This window comes from Agrobacterium sp. rho-8.1 (genome assembly GCF_033957725.1).
Taxonomy (GTDB): domain Bacteria; phylum Pseudomonadota; class Alphaproteobacteria; order Rhizobiales; family Rhizobiaceae; genus Agrobacterium.
This window is the reverse complement of record NZ_CP192789.1, coordinates 310,162-332,211: the sequence shown is the minus strand read 5'-3', so window position 1 is coordinate 332,211 and position 22,050 is coordinate 310,162. Positions and strand designations below refer to the sequence as shown.

Annotated in this window: 23 protein-coding genes and 1 pseudogene; 16 read left to right on the top strand and 8 right to left on the bottom strand. The window is 55.2% G+C overall.

Annotation, left to right across the window (positions count from 1 at the left end; translation table 11 throughout):
• Positions 1-17: 17 nt before the first annotated feature.
• A complete protein-coding gene (locus tag RMR21_RS16370; protein ID WP_498670531.1) occupies positions 18-374 on the bottom strand; it encodes an ArsR/SmtB family transcription factor in 357 nt (118 codons plus the stop codon).
• 114 nt (positions 375-488) lie between these two features.
• Here RMR21_RS16370 and RMR21_RS16365 point away from each other — a divergent pair, with 114 nt between their 5' ends.
• Entirely contained in the window at positions 489-1,235 is a 747-nt protein-coding gene (locus RMR21_RS16365) for a glucose 1-dehydrogenase (RefSeq protein WP_498670530.1), read from the top strand.
• 223 nt (positions 1,236-1,458) lie between these two features.
• Here the strand turns inward: RMR21_RS16365 and RMR21_RS16360 are convergent, their stop codons facing one another.
• From RMR21_RS16360 to RMR21_RS16350, 3 genes are all read right to left on the bottom strand, one after another.
• On the bottom strand, positions 1,459-1,947 hold the full coding sequence (locus tag RMR21_RS16360) for a PaaI family thioesterase (protein WP_498670529.1): 489 nt from the start codon (positions 1,945-1,947) through the stop codon (positions 1,459-1,461).
• 3 nt (positions 1,948-1,950) lie between these two features.
• Positions 1,951-2,952: an NADP-dependent oxidoreductase gene (locus RMR21_RS16355; protein WP_498670528.1), complete on the bottom strand. Its 1,002-nt coding sequence runs from the start codon at positions 2,950-2,952 to the stop codon at positions 1,951-1,953.
• A gap of 66 nt (positions 2,953-3,018) precedes the next feature.
• Positions 3,019-3,834 (bottom strand): oxidoreductase, encoded by an 816-nt coding sequence (locus RMR21_RS16350; RefSeq protein WP_498670527.1) that lies wholly within the window; start codon positions 3,832-3,834, stop codon positions 3,019-3,021.
• A gap of 494 nt (positions 3,835-4,328) precedes the next feature.
• On the opposite strand from RMR21_RS16350, the gene RMR21_RS16345 reads away from it, so the two are divergent.
• The 4 genes from RMR21_RS16345 (at position 4,329) to RMR21_RS16330 (ending at position 8,029) form a co-directional block, all read left to right on the top strand.
• Complete coding sequence (locus RMR21_RS16345) at positions 4,329-5,192, top strand: alpha/beta fold hydrolase (RefSeq protein ID WP_498670526.1); 864 nt, start codon at positions 4,329-4,331, stop codon at positions 5,190-5,192.
• A 308-nt stretch (positions 5,193-5,500) separates the two neighbouring features.
• The gene (locus RMR21_RS16340) at positions 5,501-6,283 is read left to right on the top strand and encodes an SDR family NAD(P)-dependent oxidoreductase (RefSeq protein ID WP_498670525.1); all 783 of its coding nucleotides are present in this window, start codon (positions 5,501-5,503) and stop codon (positions 6,281-6,283) included.
• 35 nt (positions 6,284-6,318) lie between these two features.
• Positions 6,319-7,305 (top strand): acrylyl-CoA reductase (NADPH), encoded by a 987-nt coding sequence (gene acuI, locus RMR21_RS16335; RefSeq protein ID WP_174155868.1) that lies wholly within the window; start codon positions 6,319-6,321, stop codon positions 7,303-7,305.
• A gap of 112 nt (positions 7,306-7,417) precedes the next feature.
• A complete protein-coding gene (locus RMR21_RS16330) occupies positions 7,418-8,029 on the top strand; it encodes a TetR/AcrR family transcriptional regulator (protein ID WP_498670524.1) in 612 nt (203 codons plus the stop codon).
• Between the two features lie 5 nt (positions 8,030-8,034).
• On the opposite strand, the gene RMR21_RS16325 is transcribed toward RMR21_RS16330, so the two are convergent.
• A complete protein-coding gene (locus tag RMR21_RS16325) occupies positions 8,035-8,604 on the bottom strand; it encodes a TetR/AcrR family transcriptional regulator (protein WP_498670523.1) in 570 nt (189 codons plus the stop codon).
• Positions 8,605-8,839: 235 nt separating this feature from the next.
• The gene (locus tag RMR21_RS16320) at positions 8,840-9,214 is read right to left on the bottom strand and encodes a winged helix-turn-helix transcriptional regulator (RefSeq protein WP_498670522.1); all 375 of its coding nucleotides are present in this window, start codon (positions 9,212-9,214) and stop codon (positions 8,840-8,842) included.
• Between the two features lie 105 nt (positions 9,215-9,319).
• Here RMR21_RS16320 and RMR21_RS16315 point away from each other — a divergent pair, with 105 nt between their 5' ends.
• From RMR21_RS16315 to RMR21_RS16305, 3 genes and pseudogenes are all read left to right on the top strand, one after another.
• Positions 9,320-10,309, top strand: coding sequence for a quinone oxidoreductase family protein (locus tag RMR21_RS16315; protein WP_498670521.1), 990 nt, complete (start codon positions 9,320-9,322; stop codon positions 10,307-10,309).
• A gap of 219 nt (positions 10,310-10,528) precedes the next feature.
• Positions 10,529-10,656, top strand: a pseudogene (locus RMR21_RS16310) (IS701 family transposase); the annotation flags it as partial.
• A 113-nt stretch (positions 10,657-10,769) separates the two neighbouring features.
• Complete coding sequence (locus tag RMR21_RS16305) at positions 10,770-11,072, top strand: hypothetical protein (protein WP_498670520.1); 303 nt, start codon at positions 10,770-10,772, stop codon at positions 11,070-11,072.
• Between the two features lie 138 nt (positions 11,073-11,210).
• Here the strand turns inward: RMR21_RS16305 and RMR21_RS16300 are convergent, their stop codons facing one another.
• Positions 11,211-12,137, bottom strand: a complete 927-nt coding sequence (locus RMR21_RS16300; RefSeq protein WP_498670519.1) for a LysR family transcriptional regulator — start codon at positions 12,135-12,137, stop codon at positions 11,211-11,213.
• Between the two features lie 123 nt (positions 12,138-12,260).
• Between RMR21_RS16300 and RMR21_RS16295 the strand changes: the two genes are divergently transcribed.
• From RMR21_RS16295 to RMR21_RS16260, 8 genes are read left to right on the top strand one after another with little or no spacing between them, the layout of a single operon-like run.
• Positions 12,261-13,181, top strand: coding sequence for an ABC transporter permease (locus RMR21_RS16295; RefSeq protein WP_498670518.1), 921 nt, complete (start codon positions 12,261-12,263; stop codon positions 13,179-13,181).
• A gap of 10 nt (positions 13,182-13,191) precedes the next feature.
• Entirely contained in the window at positions 13,192-14,028 is an 837-nt protein-coding gene (locus RMR21_RS16290; RefSeq protein WP_498670517.1) for an ABC transporter permease, read from the top strand.
• Positions 14,029-14,055: 27 nt separating this feature from the next.
• Positions 14,056-15,633 carry an ABC transporter substrate-binding protein gene (locus tag RMR21_RS16285; protein WP_498670516.1) on the top strand — a complete coding sequence of 526 codons (1,578 nt, stop codon included), beginning with the start codon at positions 14,056-14,058 and terminating at the stop codon, positions 15,631-15,633.
• A 5-nt stretch (positions 15,634-15,638) separates the two neighbouring features.
• Positions 15,639-16,457 (top strand): creatininase family protein, encoded by an 819-nt coding sequence (locus RMR21_RS16280; RefSeq protein WP_498670515.1) that lies wholly within the window; start codon positions 15,639-15,641, stop codon positions 16,455-16,457.
• 2 nt (positions 16,458-16,459) lie between these two features.
• Entirely contained in the window at positions 16,460-18,106 is a 1,647-nt protein-coding gene (locus RMR21_RS16275; RefSeq protein ID WP_498670514.1) for an ABC transporter ATP-binding protein, read from the top strand.
• The gene (locus RMR21_RS16270) at positions 18,103-18,780 is read left to right on the top strand and encodes an RraA family protein (protein ID WP_498670513.1); all 678 of its coding nucleotides are present in this window, start codon (positions 18,103-18,105) and stop codon (positions 18,778-18,780) included. Before RMR21_RS16275 ends, RMR21_RS16270 begins: the two co-directional genes overlap by 4 nt.
• Positions 18,780-20,327: a gamma-glutamyltransferase gene (locus tag RMR21_RS16265; RefSeq protein ID WP_498670512.1), complete on the top strand. Its 1,548-nt coding sequence runs from the start codon at positions 18,780-18,782 to the stop codon at positions 20,325-20,327. Before RMR21_RS16270 ends, RMR21_RS16265 begins: the two co-directional genes overlap by 1 nt.
• A gap of 12 nt (positions 20,328-20,339) precedes the next feature.
• Complete coding sequence (locus tag RMR21_RS16260) at positions 20,340-21,218, top strand: N-formylglutamate amidohydrolase (protein ID WP_498670511.1); 879 nt, start codon at positions 20,340-20,342, stop codon at positions 21,216-21,218.
• Between the two features lie 659 nt (positions 21,219-21,877).
• Here the strand turns inward: RMR21_RS16260 and RMR21_RS16255 are convergent.
• Positions 21,878-22,039 carry a hypothetical protein gene (locus RMR21_RS16255; RefSeq protein ID WP_498670510.1) on the bottom strand — a complete coding sequence of 54 codons (162 nt, stop codon included), beginning with the start codon at positions 22,037-22,039 and terminating at the stop codon, positions 21,878-21,880.
• Between the last annotated feature and the right edge of the window lie 11 nt (positions 22,040-22,050).

Genomic DNA, 22,050 nt, shown 5'->3' with positions numbered 1-22,050 from the left:
CCTTGCCCTCGTTGCTGTTACGCTTCCTGCAATGGGTTGCTGTCCCGCCCCGGCTTCGACGCGTATGCGTCGATGATCGCACCTACGAGACCAGGAAAGCGCAAATTGACTTCCGCAAGCCGCAGATGGTTGCGTATCTCGACGCCGTGACGTTCGCTGCGAATAAGTCCGGCCTCGCGTAAAATTTTGAAATGGCTCGACAGCGACGATTTGGGGATGACCCGATCACCCAGGGAAGCAACCGACGAGCAGGGTTTGCCACCACCCTCCTGCATGATGTTGACGAGAATTGCCGCGCGATTGGGATCGGACAATGCGTGGAGAATAGCTTCTGGTGAAACGTCTTCGATAGCAGGGTGAAAAATGGGTCTCATGAGGCAAATCATATAGGAGCTTGACGCATTGTTCAATAGTTCTATTATCCCGAACTATAGGACTAATGCATCAAACCGATGCGGGCCTAAATCCAATTGGAGAAGGTAGCAGAAATGACAAAGCTTGAAGGTAAGGTTGCCATTGTAACCGGCGCCTCGAAGGGTCTTGGCGCAGGAATTGCCAAGGCGCTGGCACAGGACGGCGCGGCCGTTGTCGTCAATTACGCATCGAGCAGGGAAGGCGCAGACGCTGTCGTCCAAGCGATCACATCGGCCGGCGGCCAAGCGGTTGCGGTTCACGGCGACGTTTCCAAAGCTGGTGATGCCCAAGGCCTTATTGATGCAGCCATATCTAACTTCGGCCGTCTCGACATCCTGGTTAACAATTCGGGCATTTTTGAATTTTCCCCGGTCGAACAGGTAACCGAAGACCACTACCGCCGTCAGTTTGATATCAATGTTCTGGGCGTCCTCCTGATGACGCAGGCGGCGACGAAGCATCTGCAGGAAGGCGCAAGCGTCATCAATATTTCGTCTTCGATCACAAGCCTGCGCTCGCCGGGCACTGCGGTCTACACTGCGACGAAGGCGGCGGTGAACGCGATCTCGGACGTGCTCGTCAAGGAGCTTGCGCCGCGCGGAATTCGAGTCAACGTGGTCAGCCCCGGCTTTGTGGTGACGGAGGGAACCAAGACTGCTGGTATTGCCGGCTCGGATATGGAGGCAGGGATCGTCTCGCAGACCCCACTCGGTCGCGCCGGTGCGCCCGACGACATCGCAAGGGTTGTCGCGTTCCTGGCATCTGACGATGCGCGCTTCCTGACCGGTGAAAACATTTTTGCAAGTGGTGGTCTTCGCTAACCACCGTCGAGACCTCCGGCCGACCAGTCGCCTGTCGGCCGGAGGTCATACCCGCTTTTAAGGGCATGAAAATAAATCGGAAAATCTTTAGCAAGCCCGGCCGTGCCGATGAGAATTGATGCAGCGGCGATCAGGACGGAGGCGTTTGGTTTCGACCCATCGATGATGATCGCCTTGCTTAGCGCGTATTGTTATGTTTCTAGAATTGAACCGCGCTCGGCGACTATTTCGCCTGTTGCGGCAACACCATAATGGTCGATGTGCCATGGGCCAGTACACGCCCGTTGGCATCGGTAATCTTGCCTTCTGCCGAGATAATCGTGCGTCCTTTGTTGACGACACGTCCCTCGGCGCGCACCGTTCCAGTGTCTACTCCGATCGGGCGCGAGAAATTGGCCTTCGTTTCGATGCTGGCAAAGCCGACACCGGCAGGCAAGGTGGAGTGCGCGGCGCAGCCTGTGACCGTATCGATGAGTGTCAGCGCCCACCCGCCATGCACACCGCCCAGCGGATTGAGCAGATGATCTCCCGGTGTGGCTTCGAACAAAACTTCGCCATCGCTGACCTCGATCATCCGGAACGACATGGTTCTGGCAATCGACGGCGCAGGCAATCTGCCATCGATGATTGCCTTTAGGTGCTGTTTGCCGGTCATGCCCGCGATCTGTTCCAGTGTCGCGATACCGAATACTGGCTCGGAGGATACGCTCATGGCCTATTGTACCTCTATGACGACTTTGCCCTTGGCGCGGCCGCCCTCGACATAAGCCAGGGCCTCGCCCGTCTTTTCGAAGGGAAAGATTTTATCCACCACCGGCTTGATGGTGCCGCTTTCGATCAGGCTCGTTATCTCTCCCAGTTGGCGACCATCGGCACGCATGAACAGAAAGTCAAAACGAACGCCGCGTTTCGCAGCCTTACGACGCACGCCAGCACTGATGAGGCGTATCACCAGTCTCATGAAGGGGTTCAGCTTCATGGCTGTTGCAAAGGTGGGATCCGGTGGGCCTGAAATGGAAATGAGGTGACCGCCCGGCTTGAGCACGCGCAGCGATTTCTCAAGTGTCTTCTGGTCTTGACTGTTCAAGACGAGATCATAGTCCGAAAGGATGGTTTCGAAATCCTGCGTCTGGTAGTCGATGACGACATCCGCGCCCAGGCTTTTGACGAGCTCGGCATTCTTGGCGCTGGTGGTGGTCGCGACCGTTGCACCGAGATGTTTGGCAAGCTGAATGGCAAACGTACCGACACCGCCTGAACCGGCCTGAATGAAGACTTCCTGTCCCTTGCGAAGCTTGCCGATTTCGACCAGCGCCTGCCAGGCCGTAAGGCCGACAAGCGGAATGGATGCCGCCTCCGCCCAGTTGAGGTTGTTGGGCTTCAGCGCAACATCGCTTTCATCTATTGCGATACGCTGCGCGAAGGTGCCGGCGCGATGGTCTCGCGGACGGGCGTAAACCTCGTCTCCTACCTTGAACTGTCGCACACCAGGGCCGATGGCGGTAACGGTTCCGGCGACATCGTGGCCCAGAATAAACGGCGGTTTGTATGGAAGGATGAGCTTGAACTCCCCGTCGCGAAGCTTGGAATCCAGCAGGTTCACGCCGGTAGCCTTGATTTCGACCAGAACGTCGTTGCGCCCTGCAACGGGCTCTGCCGTCTCAACCAGGCGCAGGGGCCCGCTCTTTTTGTACTTTTCAACCATGAAAGCCTTCATCGGCTTTTCTCCAATTTCGGAATTTGCTGTGTCGGTTTCTCGAAATACGTCGAGGGATTGGTCAACTCAATCAAGACCGAACTGCTTGTGCAGAACCTTGTCGAAAAGCGACCTTGGCAGGAACCGGCGGGCGAATGCGCCTTGCTGTACGGACTTGCCGGAAGCATACCGCAGGTCCGGCTTGTTGGCCAATGCTGCTTTAAGGATGGTTTTCGCGACGTCTTCGGCCGAATCCGCAACTTTCATCGCCTTGGCATAGGCGACGTCATATTTGGCACGCAATGCATCGTAGTTGCTGAGCGGCGCATCCGCAGGGATGGCACTGGACTCGAACGAAGTATTCGTTGCGCCCGGCTCTATGACAACAACCCTGATCCCGAAGCCTCGAACCTCATGGTCCAGCGATTCCGAGTAGCCCTCGAGAGCATGTTTGGTCCCGGAATAATGAGTATTGAACGGCGCGGGGATGAGGCCAAGCCCGGAGCCGACATTCAGGATACGACCGCTACCCTGGGCACGCATGATGGGCAAGACGGCATTGGTCACCCGTGCGACCCCGAGGACATTGGTATCATAAAGCGCGCGGACCTGATCGATCGAACTCTCTTCGGCAGCCCCCAGAATTCCGAACCCGGCATTGTTGATCAAAAGGTCTATCCTGCCGAGTTCTGCATAGGCTTGTTTTACGGCCGAAGCGACGGATGTATCTGATGTCACATCGCACGCGATCAAGCGAATGCCATCGCGTATCTCGTCAGGCTTTGCCGTGCGGCTTGTTCCGATTACACGGTAACCGGCTTTCATCAGTGCTGCGGCTGCGGCTTTACCAATCCCGCTCGACGCGCCTGTCAAAAACGCTGTCTTTTGCTTTTCGTTCATCATCACTTCCTGCCTTTCAACTGTCCGAACTGTCCGTTTGCATGGGTGCAAGAGAACGCCGGATATTTTTGATTACGTTCATAATTATTAATTTATAGGTGATGTCTGAATTCAAAAATGTCAAGCCGGCGTGATGCAAATATCTAAATGCAAGCTGCAAGATCTGGGTTTTGAGGGGCTATCAAGACCTTCCCGCGCTTTTCGCCGGTAGTCCGTGACCACTTCAGCCGTCAGGACGCCGACGCGCGTCAGGCACTGGGGCCGGTGCATCGCCAACCGGTTCAGTTCTCATTAGAGTTCAACGACCTAGCCAAAATCACGAGAGGGTCGAAGAACCGTAAACACGATCCTCTTGACTTAATGATGATGACCGTCATATATAAAGATGACGAACATCATCAGACTTGGGCTTAGGCGCGACCAGAAGAAGTCGTAGGCCGATAATCGTGTCTGCACAAAATTATCACGCAAAGTCTGCAGTTCATATGAGGCAAGACATGTCGAACAATACCAATATTGCAAGAGCCAGCGTTCTTTACATCCATGCGCCAAATCAAAGGATTGCGGTCGGTGGGGTCCCGTTTGCCTACCGGGAGCTCGGGCCGAAAGAGGGTATTCCGATTGTCCTCCTCAATCACTGGGGTGCGGTGCTCGACAATTTCGACCCGCGCATCGTTGATGCGCTAGCGCTTCAGCATCGGGTGATCGCGATTGACTATCGTGGTATCGGCGGGTCGGGCGGAGATGCACCACTCACCGTGGGCGAGATGGCGCAGGACACGATCAATCTGATACGGAAAATGGGTTTCGAGACCGTTGATCTCATGGGCTTTTCGCTGGGAGGTTTCGTCGCACAGGATGTCGCCCTCAACGCTCCAGGTCTGGTGCGAAAATTGATCCTTGCTGGCACTGGTCCTGCTGGAGGCAAAGGCATAGACCGGGTTGGAAAGATTTCTTGGCCGCTGATCCTCAAGGGAATGTTGACCATGCGTGATCCCAAGACATACCTGTTTTTTACCTCTACGGCCAACGGTCGTCAGGCCGCGGCGGCATTTCTAAGTCGCCTTAAAGAGCGCAAAGCCGATCGCGACAAAGCTCCAACGCCGAAGGCGTTTTTGAGGCAACTCAAGGCGATCACCGCCTGGGGTCGGCATGCACCGCAGAACCTAGGCGCCTTCAAGATCCCGGTCCTGATAGCCAACGGCGATAATGACATCATGGTGCCGACTGCAAACAGCGTCGACATGGCGAGACGTATCGAGGGTGCTGAACTCATTGTCTATCCAGATGCGGGACATGGCGGCATCTTCCAAAATCATGACGCCTTCAGCAAAACCGCTTTGACTTTCCTTGCCGCTTGACTGCGCATGCAGGCGTTGATTGAACTCGGGAAGATCCGCAAGGGGCAGGGGGCTTCGGCGGGGTCGGGAACCTGGCTATTCAGCTTGCCAAACACGTGGATGCGACAGTCGCCACAACCACGAACTCGAAAAATGCTGGATTAATCCGCAAGCAGCTACGTCTGGCAAATAGATGGCACGTTGCCCGCACCCCGATTGCAGGAACCTTATTATTCTGTCTCCTTCTTGACAGCGATGATTACGATCATCATCTATAATTACGATCGAGATAAAGATCATTAAATCCAAACCATACAGAGAGTTTATGCATGTCTTCCAAACCTACAGTCCTCATCACCGGCGCTTCCACCGGTATCGGTGCAATGTATGCCCAGCGGTTCGCAGAGCGTGGACACAATCTTGTGCTTGTCGCCAGAAATGTTGAAAAGCTTGAGGCGAATGCAGCACTGCTCAGGGAGAAGACCGGCGTGTCAGTTGAGCTGTTGCCTGCCGACCTTACCGACGCAACCCAGCTTCTGTCTGTCGAGAAGAGACTGCGCGATGATTCCTCGATCGGCATTCTCGTCAACAATGCAGGTGGCAATGTCGGCGGCACATTCGTCACGCAGAATATCGATGATCTGACGAAGCTGGTTACCTTGAACGCCACCAGCGTGCTGCGCCTCGCTCATGCGGTCGCGCCACGCTTTGCGGAAAAGGGTGAAGGCGCTATCGTCAACATCAGCTCGGTGCTGGCGTGGGCTCCCGAATGGGCAACATCCGTCTATACGGCGACGAAAGCGTTCGTTTTGTCTCTGTCGCAAGCCCTGCAAACCGAGCTCGGACCTCAGGGCGTCTACGTTCAGGCTGTGGCTCCTGCGGCAACGCGAACCGACATCTGGAATTTCCTGGACCAGGACAAGCATCCTCCGATGATGGAAGTCTCCGATTTGGTCGATGCCGCCCTTGAAGGTTTTGATCGCCGTGAGGCCGTGACAATCCCGCATCTGCATGAGGAGGCCCATTGGCAGGCTATGGAGAACGCCCGAAAGTCGCTTGTACAGGATACGGGTCACACCACGGCCGCCAGTCGATACCTCGCGTCGAAGTAACGCGAACACAAGCTCTCAACGGAAAGGATAAAGGTATGAGTTTCAAAGCTCTGCTGGCGACAAAAGCTGGCGATGCGATTTCGGCAAGCATTGTTGATTTCGATGAAAACGACTTGATGGCCGGCGATGTGACCGTGGCGGTGGACTATTCCACCGTCAACTACAAGGATGGCATGGCCCTGACAGGTTCTCCGCCGATCATCAAGACCTTTCCCCTTATCGCTGGTGTGGACTTCGCCGGCGTCGTTGAGGCTTCGACCTATCCAGGCATCACTGTTGGCGACCGTGTCGTCGCCAACAGTTGGGGCCTGAGCCAGACCCATCATGGTGGATATGCCCAAAAGGCAAGGGTGAGCGGCGACTGGCTCGTGAAGCTGCCGGAGAATATTTCTACGAAGGACGCAATGGCGCTTGGAACGGCCGGCTACACAGCGATGCTCTGCGTTATCGCGCTTGAACATGGTGGCCTGACACCTGAGCGGGGCGATATCCTCGTGACGGGCGCCAATGGCGGGGTCGGCTCGATTGCGATCGCCCTTCTGTCAAAGCTCGGTTATCGCGTTATCGCCTCGACCGGGCGGCCACAGGAGGCCGACTACCTGCGCGCACTCGGTGCCGCAGACATCATCGATCGTAAGACGCTTTCGGAACCCGGCGGTCCAATCGCCTCCGAGCGCTGGGCAGGCGCTATCGACTCGGTCGGAAGCCATACACTTGCGAACGTACTCGCGCAGACAAAGTATCGCGGTGTCGTCGCCGCATGCGGCCTCGCGCAAGGGCTGGATCTCCCGTCAACGGTCCTGCCGTTCATTCTGAGAAACGTCACGCTTGCCGGTATTGATTCCGTCAACGCACCTCAAGAGGTCCGGCTTGAGGCCTGGCGTCGCCTTTCCCTCGATCTTGACTTTGAGAAGTTGGCCAAAACCGTGACGACGGTCGGACTTTCGGATGTCGTCGCGCTCGCTCCAAAAATTCTGCAGGGCGGCGTAAAAGGCCGAACCGTTGTCGACGTGAACGCGTGAAGGCAGGCTGCGCGGGATGGTGCAAGGGAAACTTGTCTCCCCGCGCCTTTTTACAGTCGCGATAATTTGCGGGGCATCCGCTGCGACATACGAGAACGGAGCGAAAAGCGCCATGAAGGTTACGCGTGAACAGGTCGCGGAAAACAGGCGGCGCATACTCGATTCGGCGAGCAGGCTCTTCCGAAGCAAGGGGGTAGATGCTGTCAGTGTGGCGGAAGTGATGCAATGCGCAGGCTTGACGCATGGTGGCTTTTACGGCCATTTTTCCTCAAAGGACGATCTGGTCGCGCAGGCACTCTTGCATATTTTGACATCTGACGTTGGAGGTCCGTTTAGTCTTCTTGGCTACCTGAAGCATTACCTCTCCGCCGAACATCGAGATAATCCTGGAGAAGGATGCCCGTTCGCGGCACTTGCATCCGAAATGCGCCATCAGAGTCCGCAAGCTCGGGCGGTAATGACGGCAGGTGCTCGTCAGATCATAGACACGATGTCAACCGGGGTGTCTCCATCTGCTGAAGCGGCAAACAGTCAGACAGTGATTGGGCACTGGGCGGCAATGGTCGGAGCCACGATTCTTGCCAGGGCTGTCGATGACACGGAACTTTCAGACAGGATACTGGAAGAGACACGCCGGTTTGTTGCTTCCAGCATAACACAGGTTGTCAATGCCGATCCTGAGATCGCATGCAGTAAATCGCATGCCCCTTCACAGCGAGGCTGACATCCTTATTTTGCCAGAATGGACTTAGCGGCGACATCCAGAATTTCCCCCGACAGAGCGCTATTTTCCACAGCACGCGCCAGCACCAAAGCACCGACCATTGTGGCCATTGTCGCAATCGCTGCTTCCCGGGTGGATGTCTCGGGGTTTGCGTTGACGATGGTCTGAAGCAACGCGAGTTGATCTTCGACGCCACGCTGCATGACCTGGCGAACTTCGGGGCCATGACGCGCCGCATCCGGCCCAAGCGCCGCAAAAGCGCAGCCCTCCGACACGCCATTACGATGCTGGTCGGATAAATAAACGCCGACTGTCTTTTCCAACGCCGCGCGCTTGTCTTTCCCGATCAACGACGACACGCGCTGTACTGTCTGATCCAGCGCCGCCTGTGTCGCTTTGGCGATGAGGTCATCCTTCGATTTGAACTGCTTGTAAAAACCACCGTGGGTTAGGCCGGCTGCCTGCATCAGCGTGCTGACGCCAACGCCGTCGAAGCCCTTTTCTCGAAACAATCGGCTGGAAGTCTCGATAACATTGTGCCGGTTTTCGTCGGCCTTTTCCTTTGTAACTTTCATGGCTTTGATCTCTGTTCATTGAATGCCACTTATATATGATGAACGGCATCTTACTCAATAGCTGTCGCGAAGCGAATCCGTATCGGAAGAAAGTAGCCAAAAGTTCAATCAGACGTTTCCTGGACGTCACGTGGCGGATTTATCGCAGGATACACGCAGTGAAGCGCGGACTGTCGCTGGCCGATGCGACGTGACCCGACACGGGTTTCCCCTTATTTCTGGGATCGGACCCCACTCAGATACCCTCGTGGTCTTCGTCAAATTTCTGCTTCGCCGCTTCTATTTCGGGGGCATGGATAACGGACCACTGGAAGATTGCCTGAAAGGGAGCCTTCAAGGAATCTCCGAGCGGCGTGACGCTGTATTCCACCGCCACCGGCGATGCCGTTATGACGCGGCGTTCTACGAGACCCAGACGCTCCAGACGGCGTAGCGTCTGGGTCAACGCCTTTTGCGTAACACCCCTCAACTCACGCTTCAGCGCATTAAAGCGCATTGGCCCTGAGCACAATTCCGCAACGATGAGGATCGACCACTTATCAGCAATTTGGTCAAGGATCATCCGGCTGAGATGATCGCTCAATTCTGTCGGGCATTTTGCATCGGTCATCGTGGTTTACTTCTTTATACCTGGTGTACTTAAAGTACCTAATTGACACTTGGTTTACATTTTATACCTTAAGTTCATCCGTTTTACAAACAGAGAGTACGCATCATGAAAGCAGTCCGTTTCCACGCAACCGGTGGACCTGAGGTTCTCGTTTATGAGGATGTTGCCGATCCAACGCCGGGACCAGGCGAGGTTCTTATCAAGGTAGAGGCGGTCGGGATGAACTATGCGGATGTTATGCGCCGCCGCGGCGACGACTATCCCGATCCCTCGCCTACGCCGTTCATTCTGGGCATTGAAGTGGCGGGTACGGTCGCTGCTCTCGGCGAAGGCGTAAACGATATCCCCGTCGGCCTGCCAGTTGTCGCAGTGCCGGGATCCCGTGGCTACGCCCAATATATCACCGTTCCGGCTGCGACAGTCATTCCGCTGCCCGAGGGTTTTGATCTCGTTCATGCCGCAGCGCTGCTGGCACACGGCCTGACCGCATCGATCGTGTTGAAGCACGTGGCAAAGATACAGCCGGGCGAAACCATTCTCATCGAAGGTGCGGCTGGTGGTGTCGGCTCGTTCGCCATCCAGCTTGCCAAGCACTACGGGGCTGGCAAAATTATTGCGGCCGCCAGTACGCCCGAAAAACGCGCGAAAGCGGAAGCGCTCGGCGCTGACGCGACGGTCGACTATACCAAACCTGACTGGGCGCAAGAGGTTCTCCGACTGACCGACGGTCACGGCGTCAACATCGTCGTCGAGACCACCGGTGGAGAGACAGTGAATCAGGCGTTGGACGCTTTGGCGCCATTCGGCCGAATGATTTTTCTCGGCCAATCGAGCGGACAGACGGCGCTGATCGATCCGTGGCGTCTGACATCGATGAACCACAGCGTTACCGGCTTTTACGTCAACGGCTTTGCGGGCGACCCAGCCTTGCTGATGTCCGAAATTGGTTCGTTGATCGGCTTGGTCATGAGCGGCGAGGTCAAGATTCAGGTCGGACTCGTGCTCCCTCTATCAAAGACCGCAGAAGCGCACCGTTTGCTGGAAAGCCGGCAGACCACTGGCAAGGTTGTGCTGAAGCCTTGGGATGCCATTTAACGCTTGGAGGAGGGGAATAATTGTTCCCCTCCAACGCCATTTTTATGTGGAAAGTCTTATCTGCGTACACAACATGCGGGGTCGTTAGCGCATCTGAGTTGACGACTATATCGGGTTGTCACCGGTTGAGAGATGTGTGTGCGGCATCTTGGTTGTATTCCCGTAGACTGATAGTGCTGAAGTTGCGTATTTTAACAGGTTCTGAATCTATCGGTCTTCATGCTTCGGAGGTCATGGATAACGGGTGCATTGATCGAGCAAACTTTGGAGCTTTGGGCTTCGTCGCTGCGTGACGTTAAGGCGCGTATGCGCGGATTGTTACGCAGGAGCGCGTTGCGGCATCGGCGATCGTGGTCCGTGGCGACAGCAAGCCATCGCACGACGCGCTCATTTGAAATCTAAAATGCAACTGTAATGTTAGGGCCTTGATCAAATCCTCGAGGCTGTTGCCCGGAATGCGATGACCGGCGGCGGCAAAACGGTCGGCGACGCGGCGCAAACCGACCTCCGCATAGGCAGGTGCGCGTTTTCGGTCATCGGCGAAAAACAGGCTGTGGGAACCCAGAATGCGGATTGTTCGCCCGTCGGGCAAGCCGGAAAGATGGGCATCGATAATCGGCTTCTGTATTTCATTCAGCGTCGCGGCAGGATTGTCGGCGGGGCGTGGCTTCGTTCTCCGCAGCCTCGGCCCGACAGTCTTCTAATTGATTTCGCCACGCTTCGAAAGGCGCTTGACTGTTTAAGCCAAGCACAGGCCGAGTGACTGGCCGCATGATCTGAAACATGCCACCACTTTTCCGAGGCAAGTCCAAGAGGGTGAAAACGGATGGCAGTCACTGTTTATCCCACGATCTCGTTCCCAGACGTACCCATCGATTCTTCCTTCTCGGATATTGCACGGCTATGCGACATCTGCAGGCAAGAGACGGTTTCGGCCGGAAAATTGTCGCCTTGAAAATTCGACGAAATCCAGCACGGCTTTCGATTTTTCATTGGCCTGCCAGCCAACGACGAGTTCCACCTCGTCCGGTATCTCCGTCAGCGCGCGGTAGACCAGATGTGGGCTGAGATTATGGGCGAGCCACGAAGGCGCGATTGCGATACCAACGCCCGCCGCGACAAGTGTCGCGATTGCGAGGGTGTGAGATACCTCCTGAACCACCATCGGATAAATGCCTGCGCGACGAAATGCGTCCATGATGACGTGGTGATAACTTGCGCCGACTGTTGGTGCGTAGGTGATGATGGGTTCTCCAGCAAAATCCTTGACGCTGATATTGGTCTGCTCCGCAAGTCTGTGATGCTTGGGCAATACGGCGACGAAACCCTCCCTGAGCAGATGTTCTGTCTTCAAAAAACCGGCAGGGTTTGTCGGACGAATGAAAGCGACTTGCACATTTCCTTTCTGAAGCATTTCCAGTTGGCTCGCAGTTCCCAATAGTTGCACGTCCACCTGTATCGCAGGATATTTTGTGTGAAACTGAGCAATGACGCCTGGCAATACGTGGGACAAAGCGACATGGACGCCGCTGACGTAAATCTTTCCACTATCGTCGCCAGAAATAGAACGGGTGTGCGTGACCGCCCGATCTATACCCCCTAGGATTTCCATGGCGTGCCGCAGGAAGATTTCCCCCGCTGGTGTCAGTTTCACGCTCCGCGTCGTCCGGAGGAAAAGAGGCGTTCCGATGCGGTCTTCAAGTTGACGGATCTGCTGGCTGAGAGGTGCTTGGGCCATGCCGAGCCTGTCCGCCGCGCGACTGAAGTGCAGTTCCTCAGCAACGCAGGCAAAATAATGTAGGTGACGAAATTCGATGCCATATTTCATATCCTGTAGATATCAATACCCGGCTTATTTTGTAATAGATAATAATCTATTCCCGTGATTATCTTAAAAAAAATATAGAAAAACGGGAATAGCTGAAACATCAGTTCCAGAAAACGGAGCCCAATGACACGCTTCTGGTTGCTAAAGATATTGCGCACGGCGTTGACGCTGTGGTTTGTCGTTACATTCACATTCGTCGTTCTGAGAACGTCCGGCGACCCGGTGGTGGCACTGGTCGGAGCCGACGCCACGCCTGACGAAATCGAGCAGTTTCGTGCGCTTTGGCGTCTCGATGACTCGCTGTGGATACAATATCTGCGTTATGTCGGGCAGATGGCGACCGGGCAGTTCGGTATCTCTTATCGCGACGGTCGCCAGGTTATCGATATCATTGCGGAACGCGTCCCATGGACGATCATGCTCGGCCTGTTCGCCTATGCCGGTGCAATTCTCATCGGCATCCCCGCTGGCATCGTCGCTGCTATCAAACGTGGATCTCCGTTTGACAACCTGATCATGGCCACTGCCGTGTTCGGTTTTGCCATCCCGAATTTCTTTCTTGGAATTCTTCTGATCCTTCTGTTTTCACTGGCCTTACAATGGTTGCCGAGTTCCGGAACCGGAACGGTCTGGCACATCCTGATGCCCGCTCTCACCCTTGCAACGTTTACGGCTGGCACACTTGCCCGTTTTACCCGGGCGGCAATGCTGGAGGTGCTCGACAAGCTTTACATACGCGCCGCGGCCGCCAAGGGTGTAAGCTACTGGAAACGTATCGTATTCCACGCCCTCCCCAATGCAGGCATTCCCATCATCACAATCGTGGGGCTCAATCTCGGCGAACTTATCGGCGGTGCGATTGTGGTCGAAACCGTGTTTGCGTGGCCGGGCGTTGGGAGATTGCTTGTCACTGCGGTTTCATCTCGTGATCTCGCAGTCGTACAGGGCCTTGTCCTTGTCATGGCGGTAACAATGGTGACGGCCAACCTTATTGTGGACCTGCTTTACGGTTTGCTCGACCCGCGCATTCGCGTCTCGAACTAGGACGAACACGATGAAGCGCCATTCTCCCATTCTCATATTTGCTGTGATTGTCCTGGTACTGGCAGCATTTGTCGCAATTGTCGGCAATATCTTTACATCCCACGGTGTCACGCAGCAAAACCTGCTGGCGCGCCTGAAACCACCAGCGTTTCTAGGCGGGAACCCTGATTTTCCACTTGGCACCGATCGTATTGGTCGCGATATGGTGGCCCGCATTATCGCCGGTTTGCAGATGTCTCTGACGGTGGCGGTCGCAGGCACCATTATCGGAGCTGTATTCGGCTCGCTGATCGGCTTTGTTGCCGCACATTTTCGGGGCTGGGTCGATGAAGTGCTGATGATGCTGGTAGATTTTCAGGCATCGCTTCCGTTCATCCTGATTACACTGACCTTGCTGGCATTCTTCGGTAACAGCCTCACCCTGTTTATCCTGTTGATGGGACTGTTTGGGTGGGAAAAATACGCCCGTCTTGCCAGAGGTGTGGTGCTTTCGGCGGTCAATCAACCCTATGCCAAGGCAATCGTCGCGCTTGGGGCTGGAAACAGCAGGCTGTATTTGCGGCATGTGCTGCCAAATGTCGCCAGCGCGCTGATCGTGCAGGTGACGCTCACATTTCCGCAGATCATTCTGCTTGAGACATCCCTCAGTTTCCTGGGTCTTGGCATTCAGGCACCTCAGACAAGCCTCGGTCAAATCCTTGGCGATGGCCGCGACTATCTCTCTACTGCCTGGTGGATTTCGGTTTGGCCCGGCACAGTCATTTTCCTCGTAACACTGTCAATGAGCATCGTTGGCGACTGGCTGCGTGACCGGCTTGATCCGATGCTGCAGGGCCGAAACGCATAAATAGAACGCGACCAAGGAGCGTAGAATATGTTTACCAGGCGTGAAGTTGGAAGTCTTTTTCTCGCAGCAGGCGCAGTTACCCTCGCGGGCCGTGTGCCGTTGGCACAGGCCCAGCAGCGACCAACCCTCAACATCGCAGTTGATAATCTATGGGCGACGATGGCTCCCATCAACGGCATCTCCACGACATCGCGTCGCATTTTCCCCAATTTCTACGACACGCTCGTCGAGCGCGATTATATCAATGACGAGAACGGTTTGATCTTCGCTCCCAAGCTTGCGACAAAATGGGAGCAGAAGGGAAATGTCTGGTCATTCACGCTGCGCGAAGGCGTTAAATTCCACGATGGCACTGAAATGACAGCGGAAGATGCGGTCTTTACTCTGTCGCCTGAACGCCTCTGGGGTGAAAAACCGTTCGAACCGCGCGGTAAGACATTCACTGCTGGATTCAAACGGGTCGAAGCAACCGGAAAATACACGTTCGAGATTGAGACCGTAGCACCTGACCCAAATATCCCCGCCAAACTGACGGGTTACGTCGGCTTCGTCGTTCCGAAAAAATACTATCTCGAAGTGGGCGTCGATGCCTTCGGCCAGAAGCCCATCGGGACAGGACCCTATAAGGTTACGACGTTTCGGTCTGGCGAAATCATGGTGCTGGACGCGTTTGACGACTATTGGGCTGGTCCGCCGCCGGCACAGAAAATCAACTGGAAAATCATCCCGGAATTTGCCGCCCGCATGGCAGGTCTCGTGTCCAAGGAATTCGACTTCATCGTCAACATACCCACCGATCAGGAAGCCTCTTTGGAGGGCTATGAAGGAGTAACGCTGAAGCGTGTGCTGGCCGATAATTATCCCGCACTTGCATTCAATACACGGGCCGATCCGGTCGACAATCCGCTTGTCGATCCCAACCTTCGTTATGCGATGGTTCAGGCGATCGACATGAACGCCATCGTGCAGGCGCTGTTCAACGGAACGACCGAGCATCCGGCAGTACCGTTCAACTTCAAAGAATATGGCAAGTTTTACGATCCGGATTTGCCGGTCAAGCTGCCCTATGACGTGGAAGCTGCCAAGGCGCTGGTCGCGAAGACAAAATACAAAGGCGAACCGTTGCTCTGGCACATCACGCGCCAGTTCTACCCGAACTACGAAGCTGCAGCTGAAATCATGATTGAGCAATGGCGTGAAATCGGCGTCAATGTTCAGGCTCAGGTACTGGACAATTTCGAACTGGTTTATCGCAGGCCGTACCACATGATGAACATGTCGATGAGTTCGGACTTCATTCCAGGTGATCCTTATCAGCCGCTGTGGCTCGATTGGGGCCCAACGGCGTCTCGTTCGACAGCAACCTGGAAGACTTGGGATCCAACGCCTGAGTTCATTGAACTCGGCAAGAAATTCGATGCCACGACTGATTTCGAAAGCCGCAAAAAGGCGTATCTGGCGCTTTCGGATGAGTGGCAGCGCGTAACGCCCGGTTATTACCTCTGGAAGAGCGTCTATAATTGCGCGCATCGGGCCGGGATCGAGTTTCGTTTGAAGCCGAACGGCGAGATGCGCATCTACGGCGATTACTTCAAGTTCGTATGATGAATATGATGCGCAAGAATGCCCTCAAGGATATGACGTTCGCGGAGTTTCGCGAACGCCTTCCTGAAAAACCCGTCATACTGCTGCCATTTGGTAGTCAGGAAGAGCAAGGGCCTCATGCTCCGATGGGCGATTTCATGCTGACGGAGGCGATCGCTCTCAAGGTCGCCGAACTGTCAGGCGCTATCGCCGCTCCGACCATTCCGTTTGGTTATGCGGACTTTTTCAAAACCATCCCCGGTGGCATCCAGTTGAGGCCATCGACATTTTCGGCTGTCGTTGAGGATATGGTCAACGCCTTTCTGGACCACGGTATAGAGCACATTTTGATCCTTAACGGTCACACGACCAACGCGTCGCTGATCGATCAGGTTGTTCGCCGCATTCGAGCAGAGCGTGGTGTATCGGTAGCGTCGATTAATCTGTGGCAGTCCATACCGGAAACCCTGTGGAAAGATCTTTATGGTTCTGCCGTTGCTGAGGCACGCGGTCACGGTGGCGAACCTCTGACCTCCGTCTACATGCATCTGTTCCCGGATTTGCTGCGGATGGACCTCAGAAAACCGGCAGGCCGTGCCAAGGCATTCGGACTTTCCACCGGTGGCGTCAACAATGTGCAGTTCGAGGGCATGCCGGTTCATGTGCCGCTCAACTGCCATGAAGTGAACGCCGATGGCATGCTGGGTGGGAATCCCGAACTGGCAAGCGCCGAAAATGGCCAACGTATCGTCGAACATCTCGTCGGTTTCTGCAGCCGGTTTGTCGACCACATGCGCGTGTGGGATATGCGTTCCCCATCCCAGCAAACACAAAAGGCGATGTGACCATGAGTGACGTAAGGTTATCGATCGATCATCTGAGCGTTCCCTTGCCGCAAGGCGCGGATCGCGGATTTGCCGTCGAAGATTTGTCTCTCAGCGTCGCCAAGGGTGAAATCCTCTGCATCGTCGGAGAATCCGGGTCGGGAAAATCCCTGACGGCATTGGCGACCATGGGGTTACTGCCCAGCAATCTCGGCAAACCGATTGGTCAGGTCATGTTTGAAAATAAGAACCTCCTGACGATAGACGATGCAACGCGGCGCGGCATAACCGGTCGCAGCATTGCCATGATTTTTCAGGAACCCACGGCGGCACTCAATCCCATCTTCAGAATTGGCGAACAGGTGTCCGAGGCGTTTCGCGTTCACACATCACTGTCGAAATCGCAGATCAAAGAAAAGGTCATCAAGCTGTTTGAGGAAGTGCATTTGCCTAACCCGGAGCAAATCTTCCATTCTTATCCACACCAGCTATCCGGTGGGCAGTGCCAGCGTGTGATGATTGCCACCGCACTGGCGCTCAATCCTTCCGTCCTGATTGCCGATGAGCCGACAACGGCACTCGATGTCACCACGCAAGCGCAAATCCTAAAGCTGATGCTTGAATTGCGGGAGCGGCATGAAACGGGCATCATTTTCATCACGCATGATTTTGGTGTGGTTGCGGAGATTGCCGACCGCGTGGCCGTGATGCAAAAGGGAAAACTCGTCGAAATCGGAACCCGCGATGACGTCCTCAATCATCCGCAACAGGATTATACAAAACGACTCTTGGCGGCGGTTCCTACTCTGACGCCACGAAAAGAACGCGAAGGGTTGGGCACGCCTGTTCTGATTGCCAAAAACATCATCAAGACGTTTTCAATGTCGGGCGTGTTTGGCTCAGGTCGTGTCGTCAAGGCCGTGGACAATGTCGACATCACCATTCGTAGAGGTGAAACGCTTGGACTGGTTGGTGAATCCGGCTCGGGAAAATCAACGCTAGCGCAATGTGTGATCCGTCTCGTCCAGCCTGAAAGCGGCGATATCGTCATTTCCGATGGTGATTTCTCCGGTCTGCGCGGCAAATCGCTGCGCGAGGCACGACGCAAGGTCCAGATCGTTTTTCAAGACCCTTATACGGCGCTCGATCCTCGCCAACGGATCGGTGATGCCATCGCCGAAGGGCCTATCGTCCACGGTCTTGACGCAAAGGCGGCCATGGACCGGGCGCTTAATTTGCTGGAGGCCTGTGGTCTTGATCGCGCGTCGGCCACACGGTTTCCGCATGAGTTTTCCGGCGGACAGCGGCAACGTATCTGCATTGCCCGTGCGCTCGCGGTGGAACCGGAGCTGCTGATCGCCGACGAATCCGTATCCGCCCTTGACGTGTCGGTGCAAGCGCAGGTTCTCGAACTTCTGGCAACAATGCAGGCGCGGCTTGGCTTCGGCATTCTGTTCATCACGCATGATCTGAGAGTAGCGAGCCAGATCTGCGACAACATCGCGGTCATGCGCCATGGCCGCATCGTCGAGCGCGGCGATCCCGCGTCGCTGTTTGGGGCGCCGAAAGAGGCTTACACCAGAGAACTGCTTGCAGCGGTTCCGGGCAAAGGCTGGCAGCACAAGCCAGCGATGCAGGATGCCAGCATAGCCGCAGAGGATATATCATGAAAAAATATCATATTGGCACCCAACCGAAGCAAGTCGATCCAGATCTGGTTGCGCGATTTGAGAGTGTCGAGGTCGCCACTATCGGGCATTTCCGTCACCGTGGCTTCGTTCACCACGCGATCAGGCCCATTGTCGAGGTAGGACGCACACTAGTTGGCACCGCCGTCACTGTCGCCATTCCGGCAACGGACTCGACGCTGCTTCATCATGCGGTGTCCGTCATACGTCCCGGAGATTTTCTGTTCGTTGATCGTTTGGGGGATGATCGGCATGCCTGCATCGGCGGCGGCGTTGCGTTCGCCATCAAAACTGCGGGCGCAATCGGCGTCGTCATTGACGGACCGTGTACCGATGTCGAAGAAATAATCGAACTTGATATGCCCCTATGGTCTCGCGGTGTCTCGGGCATAACAACCCGGCTGAATGATCTGGGCGGCTCTCTGAACCTTCCCATTTCCTGCGGCAACGTGCCTGTCATGCCGGGCGATATCGTTATCGCCGATGCCAGCGGCATTGTTGTCATCCCAATCGATGAGGCAGAGGAGGTCGTCGCCGAGGCGATGATCAGGCAAGCGCGCGCCGGTCGCAACAAGGGCAAGATCGAAGCCGGCGAAAAGCTGGGTGACCTTTCGGGCGCCAGCCGGATGGTGGCGACAGCGCTGGAGACTAAGTAATGGAAAATCCGCAGTTCGATCACTTGCGCGTAGAACGCAGTATCACACGCAAGACTGCAGGCGTTGGCGAACGCGGTGTGGTGACCTCACAGCATTTCGTCGCGGCAGAAGCCGGGGCTGCTGTGCTTCGCGCAGGTGGAAACGCTGTCGATGCGGCGGTGACAGCAGCGTTCACTCTCCAGACGGTCGAACCGTGGATGACCAGTCTTGCAGCATGCGGTTATATGCTGGTGGCGCAACCGGATGGCACGGTTGATACAATTGAATTCACCGGGCGTGTTCCGTCATCCTTCGACGCCGACTTTTACAGACCAGACCCCGACATAAAGACATTCATCGGACATCCGGCATCGGTAGAAAATCGTAACGTTGACGGGTTTACGGCGGCTGTTGTTCCGGGATGCGTGCGCGGTTTCGCGGAGGCGCTGAAGCGCTACGGCACAATCGGCTTTGATGCAGCGCTTGCACCAGCCATCGAAAGGGCACGCAAGGGCCTTGTTGTGGACTGGCATACCACGCTGGCTATCGCCATCGCCGCATCCGGCCTCGCAAAAGACGAAGGCGCGCGTTCTGTGTTCCTGCCGGATGGTTATCCCCCGGAACCTGGAACCGTTCTGCCGTTGAAAGCGCTTGTTGAAACACTGGAAACGCTGGCAAATGAAGGCCCGGATGCGCTCTACGGAGGTCCAATCGGGAAACGTCTGATCGAGGATATGCAGGCTCACGGAAGCTTCATGACAGTTGAGGATCTGGTGGCTTACGAACCATTGATCTACACCGCGCGGCAGATGTCGTTACAGGATAAGACCATTCATGTGGCGGGGGACACAAGTGCTGGACAGCGTCTGTTTGACGCCTTGTCATTCTTTGACGAGAAGCGTGGTGTTGGCCCTGTTGATGCAAGTTTTTTCACGACGATGTCCTACGCCTTGTGGGAGGCCTTTGGCGCCCATCGCCGCAGGCTCAATCCCGCAGAAACAACCAACAAGACCAGCACGACCCAGGTGAATGCCGTGGATTCTGAAGGGCGGATGGTCGCGATCACCTTCACGCTGCTCAATCGGTTCGGCGCAAGGGCATTGTCTTCTTCCACCGGCATTCTCCTCAACAATGGCATGTCGTGGTTTGACCCGACGCCGGGCCGCGCAAATTCCTTAACTCCCAATGCCTATGCGTCCAGCAATATGTGCCCTGTCGTCGTTACCGATGCAAACGGCACCTTCGCCGCCTATGGCGCCGCAGGTGGCAACCAGATTGTCCCATCCCTCGCGCAACTGACAGGAATGATCGTTCACGCCGGCATGGATATCGAAGACGCGATGAACATGCCGCGCATGACCACCGGCCCGCACAGTGACATCATCGTCAATGTCGATATGCGGGCTGACTATATCGCGGCGCTGGCAGAAATCGCCAAGGTCAAGCCCGCTGCGCAAGTCGTCTTCCCCAGACCTTTCGCTGCACCCGGTATGATTGGTCGTCGCGGTGAAAGATTTATCGGTATGGCTGACACTAGCTATCCAGCCGCTTTCGCCGCTGTCGCATAAATGGAAGATCACATGACGGAATTTTCTATTTCGCCTCTCGATATCGACGGCGTACTCTCCATAATCCCGGCGACAGCGCCGCCCATACCGATGGTGTTCGATTCGCCCCACAGCGGCTTGGCCATCCCGAAGGATTTTGAAAAAATAGCGCCGGACGACTTGGTGCTCGTTGCTTCCGATACATATGTCGATGACCTGTTCGACTTTGCACCTGCGATCGGTGCGCCTATGCTTCTGGCGCATTTCCCACGGAGTTTTCTCGATCTCAATCGCTCCTTGGAAGATGTCGATCTGGAACTGGTCGATGGAACATGGCCGCACGCCGTGCGAGAAAGCGCGTCTGCCCGACGCGGCATGGGACTGATCTGGCGCTTCGCCTGGGGCGATCAGCCCATGTATGGCCGCAAGCTCAGTGTGGCTGAGCTGGAAAACCGTATCGACACCTATTGGCGTCCATACCACCGGGCGCTGGTTCATCTACTGGACAAGACATATGATACGTTCGAGCGTGTCTATCACGTGAATTGTCACTCCATGCCAGCCTTCGGTCATGTCCTGTCTCCCGATCCCGCCGGGACGATCCGCAAGGACATCGTCATTGGCGACTACGATGGCACAAGCAGTGAACCGGAATTCGTCCAACTGGTGATCAAAACACTGGAAAGCTTCGGTTATTCCGTTTCTCTGAACGTTCCGTTCCGTGGTGCCGAGCTTGTCTCGGCCTACAACGCACCTGCGAAAAACCGCCATAGCATTCAGATCGAACTCAATCGGAGCCTCTACATGGATGAGGTGACCCGAGAGAAAAGTGGAGGTTACTCTGAGCTGAAGGAAAATCTTGCCAGGCTGGGTACGATTTTGAAAGACTATGTAAAGTCGGGAAAGCCATAGCGCGTCCATTTAACGCGCGGGCATATCGGCAGCAATTGGCGCATTCTTCGGCTTTAAACAGCGCTGAAATTGACCAAAGCTCTGTCTCAGAGCGCTGGCCCTTAGCCTTATATGTCGGTGCTCAAGCCCGTCTCGTAAACCACATCAGTCGCAGGCAAAATTCGGTAAAAAACTTGCGAAAACAATGATTTAGTGGACCACATTTTGTTCCCCGCGTGACAGTACAGATTTTTTTTGAACTGCACCCTTGCATAAATACAATCATTGGGTACTATAAAAATATATGCAACTTAAAGTAATTTTACTGATTTGAACCAAGTTATATTCAGGTTTTCTTATGATCTCATATTTCATCGAATATTGGCGAGGGCAAATGCTGATCTCTCGCAAGAATTTTTTGTTGTGCTGTAATGGTTTGCCTGTGTGAGCCGCGTTTGGGCCCGCGTCATGGCAACCGAGTGAGAAGGACGTTACGCTTTGGTGGTCTTCGGGTTCACGGCTTGAGCATCAAGCTGAGGCGATGGTGTTTCTCCCACGGCTGATCCCAGAACAGACCTCGGATCTCAATGGTATTCATATGATTTCGGGTGTCAAATAAGCACTTAGTATCCATAAAATTGCAATGGCAGATGTCTTTGACGAAGGCAATGCGATTTCCCTTATCCGGCAACCCTGAGGTAACGGCGCGAGGAGAAGCGTTCGGAATCAACGGCGCAAATGGCCCACTCCATCGCGTCGATACCGGTCTGTGTGATCACCTCAGCTTTCATGATCGTCAGGACATCACCGCATCCCGGCCAAAACGGGATGGACCAATGCATGCAAGCACATC

Bases quoted from the DNA above. Each gene is read 5' to 3' on its own strand.
- RMR21_RS16350 (WP_498670527.1), bottom strand. From the start codon at position 3,834: ATGATGAACGAAAAGCAAAAGACAGCGTTTTTGACAGGCGCGTCGAGC.
- RMR21_RS16300 (WP_498670519.1), bottom strand. From the start codon at position 12,137: ATGAAATATGGCATCGAATTTCGTCACCTACATTATTTTGCCTGCGTT.
- acuI (WP_174155868.1), top strand. From the start codon at position 6,319: ATGAGTTTCAAAGCTCTGCTGGCGACAAAAGCTGGCGATGCGATTTCG.
- RMR21_RS16345 (WP_498670526.1), top strand. From the start codon at position 4,329: ATGTCGAACAATACCAATATTGCAAGAGCCAGCGTTCTTTACATCCAT.
- RMR21_RS16355 (WP_498670528.1), bottom strand. From the start codon at position 2,952: ATGAAGGCTTTCATGGTTGAAAAGTACAAAAAGAGCGGGCCCCTGCGC.
- RMR21_RS16325 (WP_498670523.1), bottom strand. From the start codon at position 8,604: ATGAAAGTTACAAAGGAAAAGGCCGACGAAAACCGGCACAATGTTATC.
- RMR21_RS16340 (WP_498670525.1), top strand. From the start codon at position 5,501: ATGTCTTCCAAACCTACAGTCCTCATCACCGGCGCTTCCACCGGTATC.
- RMR21_RS16265 (WP_498670512.1), top strand. From the start codon at position 18,780: ATGGAAAATCCGCAGTTCGATCACTTGCGCGTAGAACGCAGTATCACA.
- RMR21_RS16330 (WP_498670524.1), top strand. From the start codon at position 7,418: ATGAAGGTTACGCGTGAACAGGTCGCGGAAAACAGGCGGCGCATACTC.
- RMR21_RS16260 (WP_498670511.1), top strand. From the start codon at position 20,340: ATGACGGAATTTTCTATTTCGCCTCTCGATATCGACGGCGTACTCTCC.
- RMR21_RS16365 (WP_498670530.1), top strand. From the start codon at position 489: ATGACAAAGCTTGAAGGTAAGGTTGCCATTGTAACCGGCGCCTCGAAG.
- RMR21_RS16285 (WP_498670516.1), top strand. From the start codon at position 14,056: ATGTTTACCAGGCGTGAAGTTGGAAGTCTTTTTCTCGCAGCAGGCGCA.
- RMR21_RS16305 (WP_498670520.1), top strand. From the start codon at position 10,770: ATGACCGGCGGCGGCAAAACGGTCGGCGACGCGGCGCAAACCGACCTC.
- RMR21_RS16280 (WP_498670515.1), top strand. From the start codon at position 15,639: ATGATGCGCAAGAATGCCCTCAAGGATATGACGTTCGCGGAGTTTCGC.
- RMR21_RS16290 (WP_498670517.1), top strand. From the start codon at position 13,192: ATGAAGCGCCATTCTCCCATTCTCATATTTGCTGTGATTGTCCTGGTA.
- RMR21_RS16295 (WP_498670518.1), top strand. From the start codon at position 12,261: ATGACACGCTTCTGGTTGCTAAAGATATTGCGCACGGCGTTGACGCTG.
- RMR21_RS16370 (WP_498670531.1), bottom strand. From the start codon at position 374: ATGAGACCCATTTTTCACCCTGCTATCGAAGACGTTTCACCAGAAGCT.
- RMR21_RS16255 (WP_498670510.1), bottom strand. From the start codon at position 22,039: ATGCATTGGTCCATCCCGTTTTGGCCGGGATGCGGTGATGTCCTGACG.
- RMR21_RS16270 (WP_498670513.1), top strand. From the start codon at position 18,103: ATGAAAAAATATCATATTGGCACCCAACCGAAGCAAGTCGATCCAGAT.
- RMR21_RS16275 (WP_498670514.1), top strand. From the start codon at position 16,460: ATGAGTGACGTAAGGTTATCGATCGATCATCTGAGCGTTCCCTTGCCG.
- RMR21_RS16360 (WP_498670529.1), bottom strand. From the start codon at position 1,947: ATGAGCGTATCCTCCGAGCCAGTATTCGGTATCGCGACACTGGAACAG.
- RMR21_RS16320 (WP_498670522.1), bottom strand. From the start codon at position 9,214: ATGACCGATGCAAAATGCCCGACAGAATTGAGCGATCATCTCAGCCGG.
- RMR21_RS16315 (WP_498670521.1), top strand. From the start codon at position 9,320: ATGAAAGCAGTCCGTTTCCACGCAACCGGTGGACCTGAGGTTCTCGTT.